The organism is Streptomyces sp. NPDC033270 (assembly GCF_055576575.1).
Genome location: NZ_JBVIRA010000011.1, coordinates 1 through 17,251 on the forward strand (window position 1 = coordinate 1; position 17,251 = coordinate 17,251).

The 17,251-nt window shown below is 73.8% G+C and carries 16 protein-coding genes and 1 pseudogene; 9 read left to right on the forward strand and 8 right to left on the reverse strand.

The genetic code is table 11. The features are described from left to right. Window positions 1–183: 183 nt before the first annotated feature. The 5 genes and pseudogenes from ACZ5XZ_RS17120 to ACZ5XZ_RS17140 form a co-directional block, all read right to left on the reverse strand. Window positions 184–1,869: an alpha/beta hydrolase gene (locus ACZ5XZ_RS17120; protein WP_468978635.1), complete on the reverse strand. Its 1,686-nt coding sequence runs from the start codon at window positions 1,867–1,869 to the stop codon at window positions 184–186. 84 nt (window positions 1,870–1,953) lie between these two features. Then, entirely contained in the window at window positions 1,954–2,739 is a 786-nt protein-coding gene (locus ACZ5XZ_RS17125) for a TIGR04222 domain-containing membrane protein (protein WP_468978638.1), read from the reverse strand. A 111-nt stretch (window positions 2,740–2,850) separates the two neighbouring features. After that, on the reverse strand, window positions 2,851–3,849 hold the full coding sequence (locus ACZ5XZ_RS17130) for a TIGR04222 domain-containing membrane protein (protein WP_468978639.1): 999 nt from the start codon (window positions 3,847–3,849) through the stop codon (window positions 2,851–2,853). A gap of 5 nt (window positions 3,850–3,854) precedes the next feature. Beyond that, a pseudogene (locus ACZ5XZ_RS17135) lies at window positions 3,855–5,172 on the reverse strand (MbnB/TglH/ChrH family RiPP precursor modification enzyme). Between the two features lie 134 nt (window positions 5,173–5,306). Continuing rightward, a complete protein-coding gene (locus tag ACZ5XZ_RS17140; protein WP_468978642.1) occupies window positions 5,307–6,008 on the reverse strand; it encodes a LysE family translocator in 702 nt (233 codons plus the stop codon). A gap of 205 nt (window positions 6,009–6,213) precedes the next feature. Here ACZ5XZ_RS17140 and ACZ5XZ_RS17145 point away from each other — a divergent pair, with 205 nt between their 5' ends. Next, on the forward strand, window positions 6,214–7,341 hold the full coding sequence (locus ACZ5XZ_RS17145) for an NADH:flavin oxidoreductase (RefSeq protein ID WP_468978644.1): 1,128 nt from the start codon (window positions 6,214–6,216) through the stop codon (window positions 7,339–7,341). Between the two features lie 302 nt (window positions 7,342–7,643). Here the strand turns inward: ACZ5XZ_RS17145 and ACZ5XZ_RS17150 are convergent, their stop codons facing one another. Then, window positions 7,644–8,042: a winged helix-turn-helix transcriptional regulator gene (locus ACZ5XZ_RS17150; protein WP_468978646.1), complete on the reverse strand. Its 399-nt coding sequence runs from the start codon at window positions 8,040–8,042 to the stop codon at window positions 7,644–7,646. 141 nt (window positions 8,043–8,183) lie between these two features. On the opposite strand from ACZ5XZ_RS17150, the gene ACZ5XZ_RS17155 reads away from it, so the two are divergent. The 5 genes from ACZ5XZ_RS17155 to ACZ5XZ_RS17175 all read left to right on the forward strand — a co-directional run bounded on the left by ACZ5XZ_RS17155 (window position 8,184) and on the right by ACZ5XZ_RS17175 (window position 12,606). Then, the gene (locus tag ACZ5XZ_RS17155; RefSeq protein WP_468978648.1) at window positions 8,184–9,029 is read left to right on the forward strand and encodes an SDR family oxidoreductase; all 846 of its coding nucleotides are present in this window, start codon (window positions 8,184–8,186) and stop codon (window positions 9,027–9,029) included. Between the two features lie 230 nt (window positions 9,030–9,259). Then, entirely contained in the window at window positions 9,260–9,844 is a 585-nt protein-coding gene (locus ACZ5XZ_RS17160) for a hypothetical protein (RefSeq protein ID WP_468978649.1), read from the forward strand. A 174-nt stretch (window positions 9,845–10,018) separates the two neighbouring features. Continuing rightward, window positions 10,019–11,227, forward strand: coding sequence for an RNA ligase (locus ACZ5XZ_RS17165; RefSeq protein WP_468978651.1), 1,209 nt, complete (start codon window positions 10,019–10,021; stop codon window positions 11,225–11,227). Window positions 11,228–11,229: 2 nt separating this feature from the next. Then, entirely contained in the window at window positions 11,230–12,141 is a 912-nt protein-coding gene (locus tag ACZ5XZ_RS17170) for a phosphatase domain-containing protein (RefSeq protein ID WP_468978654.1), read from the forward strand. 117 nt (window positions 12,142–12,258) lie between these two features. Next, the gene (locus ACZ5XZ_RS17175; RefSeq protein ID WP_468979036.1) at window positions 12,259–12,606 is read left to right on the forward strand and encodes a DUF1330 domain-containing protein; all 348 of its coding nucleotides are present in this window, start codon (window positions 12,259–12,261) and stop codon (window positions 12,604–12,606) included. A gap of 158 nt (window positions 12,607–12,764) precedes the next feature. On the opposite strand, the gene ACZ5XZ_RS17180 is transcribed toward ACZ5XZ_RS17175, so the two are convergent. Then, window positions 12,765–13,523 carry an aminoacyl-tRNA hydrolase gene (locus tag ACZ5XZ_RS17180; protein WP_468978655.1) on the reverse strand — a complete coding sequence of 253 codons (759 nt, stop codon included), beginning with the start codon at window positions 13,521–13,523 and terminating at the stop codon, window positions 12,765–12,767. Window positions 13,524–13,806: 283 nt separating this feature from the next. On the opposite strand from ACZ5XZ_RS17180, the gene ACZ5XZ_RS17185 reads away from it, so the two are divergent. The 3 genes from ACZ5XZ_RS17185 to ACZ5XZ_RS17195 all read left to right on the forward strand — a co-directional run bounded on the left by ACZ5XZ_RS17185 (window position 13,807) and on the right by ACZ5XZ_RS17195 (window position 15,754). Next, window positions 13,807–14,757: an ATP-binding cassette domain-containing protein gene (locus tag ACZ5XZ_RS17185; protein WP_468978657.1), complete on the forward strand. Its 951-nt coding sequence runs from the start codon at window positions 13,807–13,809 to the stop codon at window positions 14,755–14,757. 110 nt (window positions 14,758–14,867) lie between these two features. Then, the gene (locus ACZ5XZ_RS17190; protein WP_468978659.1) at window positions 14,868–15,536 is read left to right on the forward strand and encodes an ABC transporter; all 669 of its coding nucleotides are present in this window, start codon (window positions 14,868–14,870) and stop codon (window positions 15,534–15,536) included. Between the two features lie 47 nt (window positions 15,537–15,583). Then, window positions 15,584–15,754: a hypothetical protein gene (locus ACZ5XZ_RS17195; protein WP_468978661.1), complete on the forward strand. Its 171-nt coding sequence runs from the start codon at window positions 15,584–15,586 to the stop codon at window positions 15,752–15,754. A gap of 81 nt (window positions 15,755–15,835) precedes the next feature. Here the strand turns inward: ACZ5XZ_RS17195 and ACZ5XZ_RS17200 are convergent, their stop codons facing one another. Beyond that, complete coding sequence (locus tag ACZ5XZ_RS17200) at window positions 15,836–17,212, reverse strand: alkaline phosphatase PhoX (protein WP_468978663.1); 1,377 nt, start codon at window positions 17,210–17,212, stop codon at window positions 15,836–15,838. Window positions 17,213–17,251: the final 39 nt, after the last annotated feature.

The following is a 17,251-nucleotide window of genomic DNA, read 5'->3' on the forward strand; positions in this document are numbered from 1 at the left end:
CCCCCCCCCCCCCCCCCCCCCCCCCCCCCCCCCCCCCCCCCCCCCCCCCCCCCCCCCCCCCCCCCCCCCCCCCCCCCCCCCCCCCCCCTCCCCCCTCCCCCCCCCCCCCCCCCCCCCCCCCCCCCCCCCCCCCCCCCCCCCCCCCCCCCCCCCCCCCCCCACCGCGCTGTCTCGGCCGGCGCGCTACTTCCCGGGCCGTGCGCCCGGCCGCGCGAGCTGCGCCCGGTTCGCCGCCTGGCCCGGCACCGGCTCCGCGTGCGGCGCGCAGTACACCCGGTGTGCCGGGATCTTCCCGCGCAGCAGGTAGTCCTCGGCGTACTTGCTCACACAGGCGTTCTCGCCGAACGCGATGCCGTGGGTGCCCGCGGCGTTCTCGGTGACCAGCGACGAGCCGGGCAGCCGCCGCTGCAGTTCCACCGCGCCCTTGTACGGGGTCGCCGCGTCCCGCTCGGCCGCGAGCAGCAGCACCGGCGGCAGCGCCCCCGGCTCGGTGTGGATGTCGAGCGGTCCGTGCGTCCCCAGGAGCAGGTCGTCCAGCCCGGTCGCGGCGGCGTGGCCGGCGTCGTCCAGCAGGTCCTGCGCCGCGCCCTGTTCCGCGGAGTCGGTGCCGGCCGCGTGCGACTCCGACCGCTCGGGCCAGAAGGCGCACGGCAGGTTCATCCAGGCGTTGTCCCAGGTCTCGAACGGCGCGATCCGCGCGATGTCGCTGTTGTCCCGGTCCCAGGTCTGCCACGAGCGCGGCCAGTGCGCGTCATTGCACTCCACCGCGGTGTAGACGGCGTTGGCGTTCTCCTCGTCCTTGGCGGTGCGGGTCTGGGGCATGGCCTGGGAGATCAGCTGCTTGGGGTCGCCGTGCAGGTAGCCCGAGAGCGCCTCGGCGCGCAGCGGCCAGAAGGCGTCGTTGTAGCCGGTCTTGAGGTACGCCGCCTGCAGCTGGCCGGGGCCGATCTTGCCGCTGAGCGGGTGGCGGCGCAGCCGCGCGACGGCCTTGTCGTACGACTTCTGCACCGCCTGCTTGGACGTCCCGAGGTGGTAGTGGTGGTCGTGCTTGGCGACCCAGCGCAGCCAGTCGCCCCACCGGCGCTCGAAGGCGATGGACTGGTCGAGGTTGTTGCGGTACCAGATCTGCTGGGGCGCGGGGTTGACCACGCTGTCGAAGATCATCCGCCGGACGTGGCCGGGGAAGAGCGTCGCGTAGACCGCACCGAAGTACGTCCCGTACGAGGCGCCCATGAACGTCAGCCGCTTCTCGCCGAGCGCGGCCCGCAGCATGTCCAGGTCGCGGGCGTTGTTGACGGAGTTGTAGAACGGCAGGTCCGCCCCGGCCCGGCGGGCGCAGCCGCGGGCGTACGCCTTCGCCTCGGCCACCTTCTTGCGCTTGTAGGCCGCGTCGGGCTGCGACCGGCTGTCGGTCGGCGCCTTGGCGAACTCCTCGGGGTCCTGGCAGGACAGCGGCGCCGAGCGGCCGACGCCGCGCGGCGCGTAGCCGACGAAGTCATAGGCACGGGCCAGCTTGTTCCACTTGGGCAGCCCGCCGTAGAGGGGGAACTCCAGGCTGGACGCGCCGGGGCCGCCGGGGTTGAAGACCAGGGAGCCCTGCCGTTCACCCGGCGAGGTGGCGCGGATCCGGCTGACCGTGAGGTCGATCTTCTTGCCGTCCGGCCGCGCGTAGTCGAGGGGGACGGTGAGCTTGCCGCACTCGACGGTCGACGGCAGATGCTCCACCGGCGCGCACCGGCCGAAGTCGATGCGGTGGGCCACGGGCGCCGGCGGCGCGCTGGTCGAACGCGGGGCGCTGCCCGCCGGGGCGGTGGCGACGGCGGTCACGATCAGCGATCCGATCGTGCCGTACAACGCAAGTGCTCTCACTGGCCGTCCCTTCGTGTGTGCATACAAAAGGGATAGTTGAGGCGCTCATTGCCGATGTAAAGCACCTGGTGCCGGTGTCGGACGCTATGCCCCGGAAGAGTGGAGCGCGGCGCGCAGGCTGGGGTCGGTGAGGGCCATGGGGCCGTGCAGCGCGAGTCTGGTGAGTGAGACGGAAGCGGCAGGGGAGCTGGGGGAGCCGGCGGCGGGCAGTCGCCGTTCGCCCGCGTCGGTGGCCCAGTCGCCGTACGGATACAGCTCGAAGCGGGCCATGGCCAGCGTGCCGAGGCTGAGGATCAGCGGGAGCGCGAACCAGCCCAGCGCCGCCCCGTAGTCCGCGCCGGAGGGCGCCATCCAGTAGCTCGCCGCGGCGGACAGCACCACCAGCAGGGCGGCGGCCCGCACCTGCCGGACCGCGCCGCGGATGCCCGGCCGGACCCCGGCGGGCAGCGCGAGCCCGTCGGCCACCAACCGGTCGGCCACCGCCCGCACCGCGTCGTCGGCGACCAGGGCCTCCCGCACCGCCGGTATCGGGCGCTGCCCGTCGGGCCCTATGGCGGAGAGAGTGGCGCGCTCCACGGAGTCCTGGCCGACCGGGTCGACGACGGTGGCCCAGCCGGTGTGGGCGAGCAGCAGCCGCCGCTGCTGTGCCATCAGCACCAGCACCACATCGGCGAGCCGGTGCGGACCGCCGGAGAGATAGGCCATCTCGTACAGGGTCAGGCCGGGCTCGGACCCGTCAGCGGTGGCCGGATCCGACGCTGGACGAGGGGCCGGCGGGGCGGTGCGGGCGGAGACGACCGCGGCACGGCAGACCCGCGCACAGGAGAGCACCGCCGCCACACAGGCGACGAGGAGGAAAAGAAGCCACATATGCAGAGTTCATACGTGAGGGTCCGTCACGGACGCCACGCATTTTCTCCACATGTGAGGCACCGCACGCGCCGCCACCCGCACCGCACGCGCGGCCCCCGCCCCCTCGCGTCAGCTGCTGCCGCAGCCGCCCCCGCCCCCGCAGCTCGAACCCCCGCCGCACGACGAGCCGCCGCTCGAACCGCCCCCGCACGACGACGCCCCCGCGCCGCAGGACGAACCGCCGCCGCACCCGGACCCCGAGCCGCCGTCGGACCCACCGCACCAGGAGGCGTCGCCCCCGGAGCCGCAGGACGACGAACTGCCGGACGAGGAGGACCCGCTGCCCGAAGCGGCGGCCGCGGTGGCCCGCTGCGCCTCCTCGAACTGCTGGCGCAGCAGCTCGTCCGCGATCAGCGCCGTACCCCCCAGCGCCACCACCTGCGCGGCGGGCTGCCAGGCACCGCCCACGCCGCCCCTGGAGCCGCCCGTCTGCGCGGCGCGCAGCGCCACGGACCCCGCCTTGGTGATCCGCTTGCGAAGCGCCTTCCGGCACAGCGCCCCCATCAGCACGCCGCCGAAAAGCGCCGGCACGGTGCGGAGGACCACCGGCGCCTCGAACCCGTCGTCCCCGGCCGCCCCGGCGATCGAGATCACCACCGCTGCGGCGAAGAGCACCGTGCACGCCGTCATCTGCGTGCTCGCCCACCGTCGCCAGCCCCGCCCGAGCCCCGGCGGGCGCAGCAGCCCGCGGGCCGCCAGCCGGTCACCGACGCCCTGGACCGCCGGGCTGCGCATCGCCTCGACGCGAACCGTGGTCAGCGCCCCGCCGGGCGTCCGCAGGATCGCGTCCACCACGGCCGCCTCGACCGCGTCGCGGGCGGCGGCACCGCGTAGGGTCACCACGCCCGGCCCGCCCACCGCCAGCAGCCCGTCCTCGTGCATCCCGGCGACCGCGGCGTCCACCACCCGCCCGGGGCCGCCGGCCAGGAACGCCGCCTCCCACACGTGGTGCGTCAGCGCGTCCCCCCTGGTGGCCGACGGCGTCCGCAGCCGCACCACCACCGTGCCGAGGACGAGCAGCAACGACGAGACACCGACCGCGGCGTACACCCACTGTGTGAAGGACATCGCGGTCACCTCCGGCCCAGCACGTCGCGTACGGCGCGCGCCAGGCGGGCCGCGGGCCGGGCGGACGGCGGCTTGGGGCCCGCGCGATCGCGCCACCAGCGCGTGAGCCGCTGCCGTGCGGCCGGGTCCTCGGGACGGCCCTGGGCCAGCAGATGCGCCGCGAAGTCCAGTGCGTCCTGGCGGTAGCCGCCGGCCATCGGCCGGTTCCGCGCGAAGCCGGCGAACGCCGCCCGGTAGTCGGCGCCGAGGATCTCGGGCAGCTCGGGTGCGACCTTGGCGACGACCGCGGCGCGCTTGGCGGTCAGCGCCCGGCTCTGCACCCGCAGCCGGGTGCGGTCGAAGCCCTCGGGCGCCGGCGTCCCGGCGACCAGCGCGGACAGCAGTGCGGTCTGCGCCAGCGCCAGCCGCTGCCGCGCCGCGTCGGTGCCGGTCGCCGGGTCGGCGCCCGGGCCCCGGAGCGTGCTCGCCTCCGGTACGGACTCAAGCCGCCTGCGCATGACGGGCCTCCTTCAGCACGGTGCGGATCGCGTCGAGTTCACCGGCGAGCTCCCCGCCCTCGGGGAAGTCCTCGTCGCGCTCCAGCAGCACACCGGGCGGGGCGGTCCGGGCGCACAGCTCCGCCAGCACGTCCAGCACCGGCCGGGTCACCGGATGGGCATGGCTGTCGTGCCACACCCCGTCCCGCTCCACCCCTCCCGCGACATGGACGTACGCGATGGCCTCGATCGGCAGCTCGTCGAGCGCGACCGCCGGGTCCTCGCCCCGGTTGACGTGGTTGGTGTGCAGGTTGGCGACGTCGATCAGCAGCCGCACCCCGGTCCGCTCGACCAGCTCGGACAGGAACTGGCCCTCGGTGAACTCCTCGCCCGGCCAGTTGATGAGTGCGGCGATGTTCTCCAGGGCCAGCGGCACCGGCAGCGCGTCCTGGGCGATCCGGACGTTCTCGCAGAGCACGTCCAGCGCGTCACGGGTGCGCGGTACGGGCAGCAGGTGCCCGGCCTCCATCAGCGGGGAGACGGTCAGCGGCCCGCCGGCCCGGACGAACGCGATGTGCTCGGTGACCAGCGGCGCGCCCAGCGCCTCGGCGCGCTCGGCGAGCGCGGTCAGACGGCCGGCGTCGGGACGGTCGGCGCCGCCGAGGCCGAGCGAGACACCGTGCGGAACGACGGTCGTGCCGCGCTCGCGCAACTCCCGCAGGGCGTCCGGCAGATGGCCCGGGCAGATGTTCTCCGCCACGACCTCGACCCAGTCCACCCCGGGCAGCTCCGCGATCTCCGCGGCGATTTCCGGCCGCCAGCCGATTCCCGTACCAAGGCGCCCCATGCGCTCCATGGCTCCCCCTCTCGCTCCGTGGTCGGGGTACTCATGGCCCCGTCAACAGGGGCCAAACCCTGCACCGGCCGAGTTCAGAGGTTGATTTGAGCTTCCCGCCCGCCCCCGCCGGTGCCCCGCGGCAGTCAGCGGGCGGTCTCGAACCCCACCGCCGCGCCCAGCGCCAGCAGCACCCCGCCGGTGGCCTGATCCAGCCTCCGCCGTACGCGCGGACGCTGGAAGACGGCCCGCGCCCGGTGGACCGCGAGCGCGATACCGCCCAGCCACAGCACGCCCAGTGCGGCATGGACGGTGACCAGCAGCAGTGTGGTGGCGACCACCGGCGCACCGTGCGGGATGAACTGCGGCAGCAGCGACATATAGACGACCCCGACCTTGGGGTTGAGGACATTGCTCAGCAGACCGGTACGGAACGCGCCCAGGGGCGTCGCAAGCGCGTCCTTGGTCGCGCCCGCGGCCTGTGCCTGCCGCCCGCCCGCAGTCGTTTCCCGCCCCGTGCCCTGTCCCGGGCCCGTCGTCTCCGTGCGCCCGGCCGTCCGTCCCCGCCGGGCACTGCGCAGCGCCTGCACCCCGAGCAACATCAGATACAGCGCACCGGCCAGCCCCAGGACGCGGTACGCCGTCTCCGAGGCCGACAGCATCGCGGTCAGCCCGACCGCGCCGGCCAGCCCCCACACGAAGCACCCGGTGGATATGCCCAGCGCGCTGCACAGCGCGGCGCGCCGCCCCGAGCCGAGCGCGGTCCGCAGGACCACCGCGAAGTCGGGGCCGGGGGAGATGGTCAGCAGCGCGGCCACGGTGGTGAACCCGAGAAGTGAGGCAATCATGGGCCAACGATACGGTCTGGCCCGAAACTTCCCTCCCCACGGGCCGTCGCCTTGAGGAGGGCCGTACGGTCCCGGCACCCGGCGCGTGTCCCGGATCACAGGCGGGTTCGCCGGACGGCCGGAATGCCGCGACAGCCGCCCTGGTTGGCAATGCACGCATTGAATGCGTGTGCACATACCGACCGGTACCTACGAGGAGCACTCCGTGACCGTCACCGCGTCCTCCGCCTCCCGCGCGGCGGAAATCCTGTCCCGACCCGTCACCCTGAACGGCCTGACCGTTCCGAACCGCATCGCGATGGCGCCGATGACGCGCATGTTCTCCCCGGGCGGTGTCCCCGGTGAGGACGTGCGGTCGTACTACGCCCGCCGCGCCGCCGCGGGGGTCGGCCTGATCGTCACCGAGGGGACCTACGTCGGCCACGAGTCGGCCGGGCAGAGCGACCGTGTGCCGCGCTTCCACGGTGAGGAGCAGCTGGCGGGCTGGGCGAAGGTCGCCGAGGCCGTGCACGCGGCCGGCGGCACGATCGTGCCGCAGCTGTGGCACATCGGCATGGTGCGCAAGCAGGGCGACCCGCCCTACGCCGACGCCCCCGCCGTCGGCCCCTCCGGCATCCGCGTCGACGGCACCGAGGGCACCGGCAAGGCGATGACCCGAAGCGATCTGGACGAGGTCATCGGTGCCTTCGTCGAGGCCGCCGCGGCCGCCGAGCGCATCGGCTTCGACGGCATCGAGCTGCACGGCGCCCACGGCTACCTCCTCGACCAGTTCCTGTGGGCGGGGACGAACCGCCGCACCGACGCGTACGGCGGCGACCCCGTCGCCCGCACGAAGTTCGCGACCGAGATCGTGGCCGCGGTCCGCGAGACCGTCTCGCCCGACTTCCCGGTGATCTTCCGCTACTCGCAGTGGAAGCAGGAGGCCTACGACGCCAGGCTCGCCGAGACCCCGGAGGAGCTGGCGGCGATCCTGACCCCGCTCGCGGAGGCCGGCGTCGACGCCTTCCACGCCTCCACCCGCCGCTACTGGCTCCCGGAGTTCGCGGGTTCGGACCTGAACCTGGCGGGCTGGACCAAGAAGCTCACCGGCCGCCCCACCATCACCGTCGGCTCGGTCGGCCTCGACGGCGACTTCATCCGCGCGTTCGCGGGCGAGGGCGCCGAGGTCGGCAGCATCGACAACCTCCTCGACCGCCTGGAGCGCGACGAGTTCGACCTGGTCGCCGTCGGCCGCGCCCTGCTCCAGGACCCGCAGTGGGCGACGAAGGTCCTGGCCGGCAGGTTCGACGAGCTGAAGCCGTACGACGTGGCGGCGCTGAAGACCCTGAACTAGGGGGTGTCGGCAAAGCCCCGCCTGGCCCGCGACGCCCGGCACGGCGCCTCTCCCACGCCTGAACGGCGCGGGGGCCCCACCGTTGTCGGGATCGTCCACGTGGACCCACTACGAGGACGAGCCTCCGCCAGCGCCATGTATGATCATGGTGAAGCTCCGGCCCACGGGCGGGAGCCAAGCGTCTGTGGTCCAAGGAAAGACGTCCACCAACCGGTGGGAGATGCAGGTGCAAGGCCTGCCGGGCGCTCGGCAAAGGGTCCCTTCCTCATATGAGGAAGGGACCCTTCTTGTTGCTGCCCCCGCTATCGGGCCGCGTCGGCGTCGTAGTCGCGCCGGGCCTGCTCGACCTCGTCCAGGTGGCCGGCGCCCCACTCGGCGAGCTGCGCGAAGAGCGGGGCGAGGCTGCGCCCGAGGCCGCTGATCTCGTACTCGACGCGCGGGGGAACCTCCGGGTGGTACGTGCGCACCACCAGGCCGTCGCGCTCCAGTTGCCGCAGCCGCTGGGTCAGCACCTTCGGGGTGATGTGGGTGATCCGCCGTTCGAGCTCGACGAAGCGCTGGCGTCCGTGCGCATGGAGGGTCCACAGGATCGGCGTGGTCCAGCGGCTGAACACCATGTCCACGACCGGGCTGATCGGGCAGGCGAGTCGGGGATCGACCTCGATCGACGCCGTCCGGGTCGCGCCGTCGGCCATGTGCATCCCCCCGGGGTAGTCACTTTCCTCTAGGTACCTACAATACGGCCGCTGTTAGCGTCCTCCCGTCGCCCGGAGAACAGTCCTCCGGAGCGTTCTCGCCCGCTCGGGCGTCGCCAACAAGGCGGAAATCCCAGGGAGTTGCTCATGATCGTGGTGACGGGTGCGACCGGCAACGCAGGCCGACCCCTCGTAGCGGCCCTCGCGGCCGCCGGCGAGGAGGTGACCGCGACCTCGCGGAGGATCTCGGCGCGGGACGTACCGGAGGGCGTGCGGCATCGGCGGGCGGACCTGACCGACGCGGAGAGCCTCCGGGGCGTCTTCGACGGCGCCGACGCGGTGTTCCTGCAGAACGGAGGTTCCAGCGCGCACCTGCTGAGCCCGCCCGACATCCTCGACGCGGCCAAGGCCGGCGGCGTCGAACGGGTGGTGCTGCTGTCGTCCCAAGGAGTCGCGACCCGGCCGCAGTCGGCCTCGCACGCAGGCACGGCGGGCGCCATCGAGGACGCGGTCCGGCACTCCGGCCTGCGGTGGACGATCCTGCGGCCCGGCGGCTTCCACTCCAACGCCTATGCCTGGGCCGAGTCGGTCCGGGCCCGGCGGACCGTCGCCGCCCCGTTCGGCGACACCGGCCTGCCGACCGTCGACCCGACCGACATCGCCGAGGTCGCCGCCGCGGCACTGCGCGAGGACCGGCACCTGGGGCGGACGTACGAGCTGACCGGCCCCGCCCTCACCACGCCCCGGCAGCGCGCCGCGGCGCTCGGTGCCGCACTCGGCGAACCCGTCCGGTTCCTCGAGCAGACCCGTGAGGAGGCCCGCGAGGACATGCTGCGGTTCATGCCCGAGCCCGTCGTCGAAACGACGCTGGCCATCCTCGGCGAACCCACCTCCGCCGAGCGGCACATCAGCCCCGACGCCGAACGCGTCCTCGGCCGCCCGCCCCGCACCTTCGCCGACTGGGCCCGGCGGCATGTCTCGGCCTTCCGCTAGGCCTGTCCGACGGGTCGGGGCCGGAAAGGGCGCGGATCCGGCCATGACCCATCGAAAGGCCCTGGGCCTCGGTCTGTCGGCCCATCCCCGGCTCCACCGCTCGGCGGAGGGCATTCCTTCTGCGGAGCGACGCCCGAGGTCGGAGCCGAGAGGACCGTGGAGAGCAGCAGGGACGGGACTCCTCCCTGCCGCACCGATTCCGACCTCTCGCCTCGCCCCTTGGAGAACGAATGCCTGCAATGCGTCGCCCCTTCGTCATGGCCGCCACGGCGCTCGCCGCATGTACGGCGACCGCGCTGACCCTGGGCCTGACGGGGCCGGCCGCGGCCGTCGACAGCGGGTCCCGGGCCGCCCGGCACACCGTCGAGGAGCCCTCGCTCACCGGCTCCGTCAAGCTCAAGCGCCAGCCCGGCGACAACGTGCACTTCACCATCAACGCCCATGGCTTCGCCGATCAGGCGCGCGGCACGTTCCGCGTCAGCCATTACTACGGCAAGGACTGGGGCGGCTACTTCAAGGGCCGTGTCGACTGCCTGGTGACCGGCGGCCCGGTCGCCGTCGCCACCGGCATCGTGACGGAGTCGCACTTCAAGAACACCCCGGGTATGCCGAAGATCGGTGATCTGAAGGGCAAGCGGTTCGGCTTCACCGTGCTGGACGACGGCAGGAAGGACCGGCTCGGCTACAGCTGGGCCATGGACGGCGTGCCGAAGAAGAGCGTCGGCAAGTGCCTGGGCTCCGCCCCCTTCGAGACCCTGGAGAAGGGCGACTTCCACGTCGAGCACTGGATGCCGCCCCGCCCCACCGAGAAGTGATCCACCAACTCGTCGCCGGCGCGGTCGGGGTGCTCGACCACGGCCGTCGCCGCGCGGGGCCCGCCCGCCGGGCCCGCACCACCGTCGTCCCCCGTCCGCGCAACAAATTCGCTGTTCACCGGGCCTCCCGCAGACCACAATCAGGGGTCACTACCAGGAGGAACCGAGAGACCCATGAGCCAGGCGACCCCGACTCTTCACGAGCTGCTGCCGCCGCAGGAGCTGACGGCCGCCCTCGACGCCGGGCACGTCAACCGCAAACGGCACCCCGAACTGCCGCTGTCCCTCTACACGTACACCAGGACGGCCCAGTACGAGCGCGTGTGGAACCGGGTGACCATGCGCTGCCGCGGCCTGGTCGCCGACGACGCCACCGGAGAGATCGTCGCGCTGCCGTTGCCCAAGTTCTTCAACGTCGGCGAGCACGAGTCCGGCCAGCCGTACGCGCCGGCCCTCCCGGACGAGCCGTTCGAGGTGTACGACAAGGTCGACGGCAGCCTCGCCGTGGTCTTCCACTACGCCGACCGGTGGCACGTCGCGTCCAAGGGCTCGTTCATCAGCACCCAGGCGACCTGGGCCCAGCGGCTGCTCGACGGCAAGGACACCTCCGCCCTGGTGCCCGGAATCACCTATCTCGCCGAGATCCTCTACCCGCAGAACCGCATCGTCGTCGACTACGGCGACCGCCGGGACCTGGTGCTCCTCGCCGCCCTCGCCAAGGACGGCACGGAGATACCCCTGGCCGACGCCGCGGCGTGCTGGCACGGCATAGGCTCGGTCGTCACCGTCTGGCCCGGTATGCCGCTCGCCGAACTGCTCGCCCTGACCGAGGCCAACCGGCTGCCCGGTGGCGGCCCCCCCACCGGCACCGACGCCGAGGGCTTCGTGCTGCGCTTCGCCTCGGGCGTACGGGCCAAGGCCAAGCTCGCCGAGTACGTACGGCTGCACAAGGTGCTCACCGGCGTGACGGAGCGGGACATCTGGCGCGGCCACGGCATCCAGCGCTTCGCCGGACTGCCCGCCAAGCAGGTGGCCCAGGCGCTGGGCTGCTCGGCGGCCGACATCGAGGCGTCCGGCGGCCGGCCCCTGGACGCGCTGCTGGAGCAGGTGCCCGACGAGTTCGACACCTGGGTGCACGAGGTGATCGCGCGGATCGAGAAGAACGTGGCCGACCGCGAGCACGCGATCGACGAGGCGTACCGCTCCCTGGCCCACCTCGCCGGCGAACGCGGCGCCTTCGCCCGCGCCGTGCGGGCGCTGCCCGACGCCGCCGTCCGGCCCGCCATGTTCCAGCGCCTGGACGGGCGTCCCACAGAGCTGGTGACGTACCGTTCCCTCCGGCCGGAGGCATCCGACCCTTTCAAGAACGACGAGGAGAACTGACCGTGCCCGAAGTACACGTCATGACGGGGCTCCCGGCCTCGGGCAAGACGACCGCCGCGCGCAGGCTGCAGGCGGAGTCCGAGGGCCGGATGCGCCGGGTGAACCTCGACGACCTGCGGACCATGCTCGACATCCCGGCACCCGAGCGCCGGTCGTACGCGCACGAGCAGACCGTGCTCGCGATCCAGGACGCGGCCGTACGGGCCGCCGTCGACGACGGCTTCGACGTCGTCGTCGACAACACGCACCTGACGCCCCACATTCCCAAGCGCCTGAAGGCCGCCGTGGCCGGACAGGCCGCCTTCGTCGTGCACGACTTCACCGACGTCCCGGTCGAGGAGTGCATACGGCGCGACGCCGCGCGCGAGCGCACGGCCGGTGAGGACATCATCCGGCTCCTGGCCGACAAGCACGCCAAGGCCAGGCAGGGCGGCTGGCGGCTCACCGCGGAGTGGTTCAACGACGAGGTGCCGGTCGAGCCGTACGCCGCCGACCCGGCCCTGCCGGCGGCGGTGATGTGCGACATCGACGGCACACTCGCCATCAGGGGCGACCGCGGCCCCTATGACTTCTCCCGCTGCGGCGAGGACCTGCTCAACGTCTCGGTGCGCGACGCCCTGCGCTCCTTCCAGCGCGCCGACGACGACGTCGTCGTCCTGCTGTCGGGGCGCGGCGAGGAGCACCGCGAGCGGACCGAGGAGTGGCTGCGCCGGCACGACGTCCCCTACGACGAGCTGTGGATGCGCGCCGCCGGCGACGGCCGCCGTGACGACGTGGTGAAGGCCGAACTGTTCGACCGCCATGTCCGCCACCGCTTCGCGGTGCGCGTCTCCCTGGACGACCGCGACCGCGTCGTCGCCGTCTGGCGCCGGATGGGCCTGCCGACCTGGCAGGTCAACTACGGCAACTTCTGAGGGAGTTATGGCCGGGCGGGCACTGCGGCGATCCGCGCCAAGCCCTCACCCCCGGCGTGTCCGCATGCCATGATCGTCGGCATGACGGAGCCCAACCGAACGGAACGGAAGGACGCCATGCCCGCCTACGCCATAGCCCACCTCCAGGAAGCCGCTCCGCACCCGGAGATCGCCGAGTACATCGAGCGCATCACCGCGACCTTCGAGCCGTACGGCGGCCGCTTCCTGGTGCACGGGGCGCAGCACGAAGCGAAGGAGGGCAGCTGGCCCGGGCACGTCGTACTGATCGGCTTCCCCGGCATCGCCGAGGCGCGGGCCTGGTGGGACTCCCCCGCGTACCAGGAGATCGCACCGCTGCGCTCGCGGCACATCAAGGGCGACATCATCCTGGTCGACGGCGTCCCCGAGGGCTACGACCCGACCACCACCGCCCAGGCGATACGGGAGGCCCTGCCGGCCGAGTAGTCCTCCGGCATGATCGATGGTTATGACCCTCGTTCTGCCACCCCGGCGGCGAGTCACCTGTCCATGCTGCGGTCCGCTTCTCCAGACGGCTGCCACGGGGCAGGGTGACGGACCTGATGCCGCTGGGGGCGTCCAGTGGCAGGGCGGTCAGAGCATGGCTACCGCGGGAGGGAGCGCGGCAGCGCCTTGCGCAGCGCGGGGTGGTCGGCGACCACTGTGCAGGAGCCCGGGGCGATCTCCGTGAAGCCCGCATCGCGCACCACGGGCAGCCCGCTGCGGGTCAGCGCCTCCCAGTGCGTACGCTCCGCGGACCGGACGGCCAGCGGGAACCCCGCCGCGCGCCAGGCCGCCCGCTCCTCCTCGGACAGCTCCCACCACGCCAGCTGGGCGCCATGCCCGGCCTGCGCCATCTCCTTGCCCGCCGACATCTCCAGCTCGGGGTTGAGCCACAGCACCGGCAGCCCCTCAGCCGGCGCCTTCGGCGGTTGAGGGTCGTCCAGCTCCGTGCCCGAGACCTGGAGGCGCGCCAGATCCTTCGGCCAGCCGTCCAGCGGCACCGGCGGATAGACCCGCACCTCGGCGCGGTCACCGCTGACCGTGATGCCCGGCAGCGCCTCGGCCCGCCGCCACTCCGCGCCGCGCGCCCGCCGCACCACCTTGCGTATCCGGGCGTCCTGCCAGGCCCGCACGGCCCCGGCCCACTCGCCGTCCCCGGCCGACCGTTCGTCCGACAGCAGCACCAGCACCGCCCGTGCGGCCGTCTCCAGCGCGTCCGTACGCGCCGGCGGCTCGGCCCGCTCTATCCGCGCGACCAGTGGCAGCACGAACTGCGGCGCCGCGTCCCGGTCGGTCGGTGCGTGCGGGAGCGGGCTGCTGGAGCTGTTGCCGGGCTGCCCGGCGGTCTCGGTGCTGGTCACCCGACCAGTCTGCCAGCCACCACTGACAACCCCGGCGCCGGCCTCGCAGCCGGTGGGCCGGCCCGGGCGGGCCTTTGGCACCGGCCGGCGGCCGGCCAACTCCACCCGGCCGGCCCGGGGTTCGCGCCGTACGCGGCTGACGCCCGGTGCGCACCCGCGCGGGCACCGGGCGGTCGCTCCGGCTACCGTCGGGGACGGCGCGGCGGCGGGGGACGGCGGCGGGGGAGTGCCGCGGGGTCCCGAGGGACGCCGGGAGGCCGGAGGCAGTGGAGGTGCACAGCGGATGAAGCTGGACGGGGTGGGGCGGCGCTACGGGGTGCGCGGGCCCTGGGTGCTGAAGGATGTCCATCTGGACGTGCCCGCGGGTGCGCTGCTGCGCGTCGAGGGGACCAACGGCAGTGGAAAGTCCACCCTGCTGCGGCTGCTCGCCGGCATCGACCGCCCCAGCACCGGGCGGATCACCGGCCGGCCGCGCAGTGCGTACGTACCCGAACGCTTCCCGGCCGCCATGCCCTTCACCGCCGTCGGCTACCTCACCCACCTCGGCCGCATCCACGGCGTACCCGGCTCCGAAGCGGCCGGCCGTGCCACCGAGTGGCTCGCACGCTTCGGCGCCGCCGGGCATGCGCATACGCGACTGGGCGAGCTGTCCAAGGGGACCAGCCAGAAGGTCGCGGTCGCCCAGGCCCTGCTCGCCGAGCCCGAACTCCTCGTCCTGGACGAGGCCTGGACCGGCCTGGACCGCGGCGCGCGCGAGGTGCTCGACCGCGCCGTCGCCGAGCGGGTCGCGGCCGGTGGCACGGTCGTCTTCGTCGACCACGACCCGCAGCGGCTGGCCGGCGCGGCCGACGCCCGCTATCGGGTCGCGGAGGGGCGGCTGCTGCCCCAGGAGGAGAGCGGTGGGCCCGCCGCGGGCGCGGCGGCGACCGGCCGACGGGTGATCATCGAGGTGGAGGGCGCACCGGGGAGCGTGCCGGCGCCCGAGGGGGCGGCGGCGCTGCCCGGCGGAGGGTCCGGGCCGTCCGGCGGGGCGGCACGGCTTCCCGGCGGACCGGAGATCGCGCCGGGCCCGGACGGCACGATCCGGCTGACGGTCGCGGCCGCCCACTCCGACGCCCTGCTGCGGGCCCTGCTCGCCGCCCGTCCGCCCTGGCACATCCGCTCGGTCGCCCCGGCCCGGGGCCCGGCTCCGGCCGAGACCCCCGCCCCGGGGCACGCGGCGCCCGCCCCCTGAACGACCACGCGGTTCCCGCCCCGGACCGGGCTCCGACGCGTCCCGACCCGCCCGCTGCCGGCTCCGCCCCCGTCCGCCCCGACTCCGACACCCTGAAGAGGCCCCTCCCTGTGCTCGCGCTCCTCCGCTACCAGGCCGCGCTGCTCATCGGCTCGCACCGCTGGCTGCCGCCGGTCATCTGCTACGCCGCCTTCCTGGCCATCGGCGTCCAGGGCGGCGGCCCGATCCTCGACGCGTTCGGCTACGCCGCCGGTGGCCTGCTGCCCGTAGCGGTATGGCTCACCCGGGTCTGTGTCACCAACGAGCCGCCGGCCGCCCGCAACTGCGCCGCGGCCGCCACCGGGCCCGGCCGGGTGCACCTGGCCTGTGTGCTCACCGCGGCCGGTGCCGCGACGCTGCTCGCGCTGCTGGGTACGGCGGCGGCCGTGCTGCTGTCCGACCCGCGCTCCACCGACCACCGCGTCGCCGTCCCGGTTCTGCCCGCGGCCGCCGCGGGGCTGCTCGCCGCGCTGGCCTGCCTGCTGATGGGCACCGCGATCGGCGCGCTGTGCAACTGGCCGGTCCTGCGCAGCCCGGCCTGGAGCATCCCGGCAGGTCTCACCGCCGCACTGCTCCTGCTCGTCCTCGGTGCCTCGCCCGCCAACGCCGCCGTCACCGGCCTGGTCACCGGCTCCGTCCACGGCACGATCAGCACCCCCTGGCTCCCACTCGCCCTCACCTTCCTGATCGCGGCCGCTGCCACGGCCGCCGCCTGCGCCCTCAGCTCCCGCCGCAACTGACCCGCACGGGGCCCGCGTCCGGCAGGCGCAGGCGTACGCTCGGCACCATGGCAGGCACCGACAATCACCCGACCACCAGCGACCCGACCGCCCCCGCGCCCCGCGCCGACTGCCTGCACTGCGGCCGTCCCACCGAGTACCCCGCCGACCGCCCCGGCATCGTGCTCTGCCCGGTGTGCGAATGGCAGGAGGCCCAGCGCACCGCCTGCTCGGGGTGACCGGCCGCCACCAGGACGCCGTGCGCGACCGGCCACCCCATGGTCAGCCCGGGCCCGCCGTGTCGGCGCCGGTCCGCCGCATCAGTGCTGCCACGGCCCGGTCACCGCGAACGTCGTCCCCGGGGTGTAGCAGTTGACGTACATCGTGCGGTGGTCGGGTGAGAAGGTCACGCCGGCGAATTCGCCCCACTCCGGCTTCTGCGGGGTGCCGATGTTCTGGCGGCCGCGCGCCATCGCATAGACCTCGCCGTGCCGGGTGAGGCCGAAGACGTGCTGGGCCCCCTCGCCGTCCTCGCAGACCATCAGGCCGCCGCTGGGCGCCAGGCAGATGTTGTCGGGGGACTCGCCGGGAAGCTGCAGATCGGTGTCGGGACCGAAGACGACGACCTGGGTCAGGCGCCGCCGCTTCGGTTCGTACTTCCAGACCTGGCCGTAGTGGTCCGCCGCCGAACCGGCGTCGCGGTGCGCGAAGCTGGAGACGAAGTAGACGCAGGAGCCGCCCCAGTAGCAGCCCTCCAGCTTCTGGGCGTGGGTGATGCCCTGGGGGCCGAAGTCCTGGAAGCGGATGGGGGTCCGGCGGGCGAGCGGGTCGGGGACGTCGACCCACTCCACGTGGTCGAAGGTGGTGCCGGGCTCCTGGATGGTGGACAGGTCGGGCACTCCGGGGACGCGCAGCGCCTGCAGACGGCCACCGGCCCGGAGCGAACCGCGCCCGCCCATCGGCTTGTTCGGCAGAAAGCGGTAGAAGAGCCCGAACGGCTTCTCGAAGGCGTCCTCGGTCTCGTAGACCGTGCCGGTGCCGGGGTCCACGGCGACGGCCTCGTGCTGGAAGCGCCCCATAGCGGTCAGCGGGACGGCTCCCGTCCGCCGCGGGTCGTACGGATCGACCTCGAAGATGAAGCCGTGGTCCTTGGTGTAGTTCTCCTCACCGGCCCGGAACTCGGTCTCCTCGCAGGTCAGCCAGGTGTTCCACGGGGTGTGGCCGCCCGCGCAGTTGGTGGAGGTGCCGGCGATGGCGACCCGTTCGGAGCGCACGGTGTTGTTCCGGTCGAGCTCCAGGGCCGTGCAGCCGCCCTCGCCACCGGGGTCGTACGTCAGGTCGCGGACCCGGGGGACGGCGGAGCGGGAGCCGGTGCGGTTCTCGTGGTTGCGGACCAGGTAGGTACCGCCGTGGCGGCCGGGAGAACCGGGGAAGGCGGCCATACCGTCGCAGTTGCTGGGCACCTTGCCCTCCCCGGAGGGCAGCGGGTCGCCCTCCTTGGAGAGCACCTTGTACCGGAAGCCCTGGGGCAGATCGAGCAGACCGGCCGGGTCGGGGACCAGCGGGCCGTAGCCGCGCCGCCCCATGCTCTGGGCGGTCGCGGTCCCGGCGAAGATCTCGGTGACGTTTCCGGAGAAGGCGAGGGAAACCCCCAACGCGCCGGCTCTCGTCAGAATCTGACGTCGTGTCGCAGACATGGGCCACTCCCTGTTGGCGGACAGGTGACGTAACCCGCT

Bases quoted from the DNA above. Each gene is read 5' to 3' on its own strand.
- ACZ5XZ_RS17150 (WP_468978646.1), bottom strand. From the start codon at position 8,042: ATGCACATGGCCGACGGCGCGACCCGGACGGCGTCGATCGAGGTCGAT.
- ACZ5XZ_RS17185 (WP_468978657.1), top strand. From the start codon at position 13,807: ATGAAGCTGGACGGGGTGGGGCGGCGCTACGGGGTGCGCGGGCCCTGG.
- ACZ5XZ_RS17160 (WP_468978649.1), top strand. From the start codon at position 9,260: ATGCCTGCAATGCGTCGCCCCTTCGTCATGGCCGCCACGGCGCTCGCC.
- ACZ5XZ_RS17155 (WP_468978648.1), top strand. From the start codon at position 8,184: ATGATCGTGGTGACGGGTGCGACCGGCAACGCAGGCCGACCCCTCGTA.
- ACZ5XZ_RS17140 (WP_468978642.1), bottom strand. From the start codon at position 6,008: ATGATTGCCTCACTTCTCGGGTTCACCACCGTGGCCGCGCTGCTGACC.
- ACZ5XZ_RS17165 (WP_468978651.1), top strand. From the start codon at position 10,019: ATGAGCCAGGCGACCCCGACTCTTCACGAGCTGCTGCCGCCGCAGGAG.
- ACZ5XZ_RS17125 (WP_468978638.1), bottom strand. From the start codon at position 2,739: ATGTGGCTTCTTTTCCTCCTCGTCGCCTGTGTGGCGGCGGTGCTCTCC.
- ACZ5XZ_RS17195 (WP_468978661.1), top strand. From the start codon at position 15,584: ATGGCAGGCACCGACAATCACCCGACCACCAGCGACCCGACCGCCCCC.
- ACZ5XZ_RS17175 (WP_468979036.1), top strand. From the start codon at position 12,259: ATGCCCGCCTACGCCATAGCCCACCTCCAGGAAGCCGCTCCGCACCCG.
- ACZ5XZ_RS17200 (WP_468978663.1), bottom strand. From the start codon at position 17,212: ATGTCTGCGACACGACGTCAGATTCTGACGAGAGCCGGCGCGTTGGGG.
- ACZ5XZ_RS17130 (WP_468978639.1), bottom strand. From the start codon at position 3,849: ATGTCCTTCACACAGTGGGTGTACGCCGCGGTCGGTGTCTCGTCGTTG.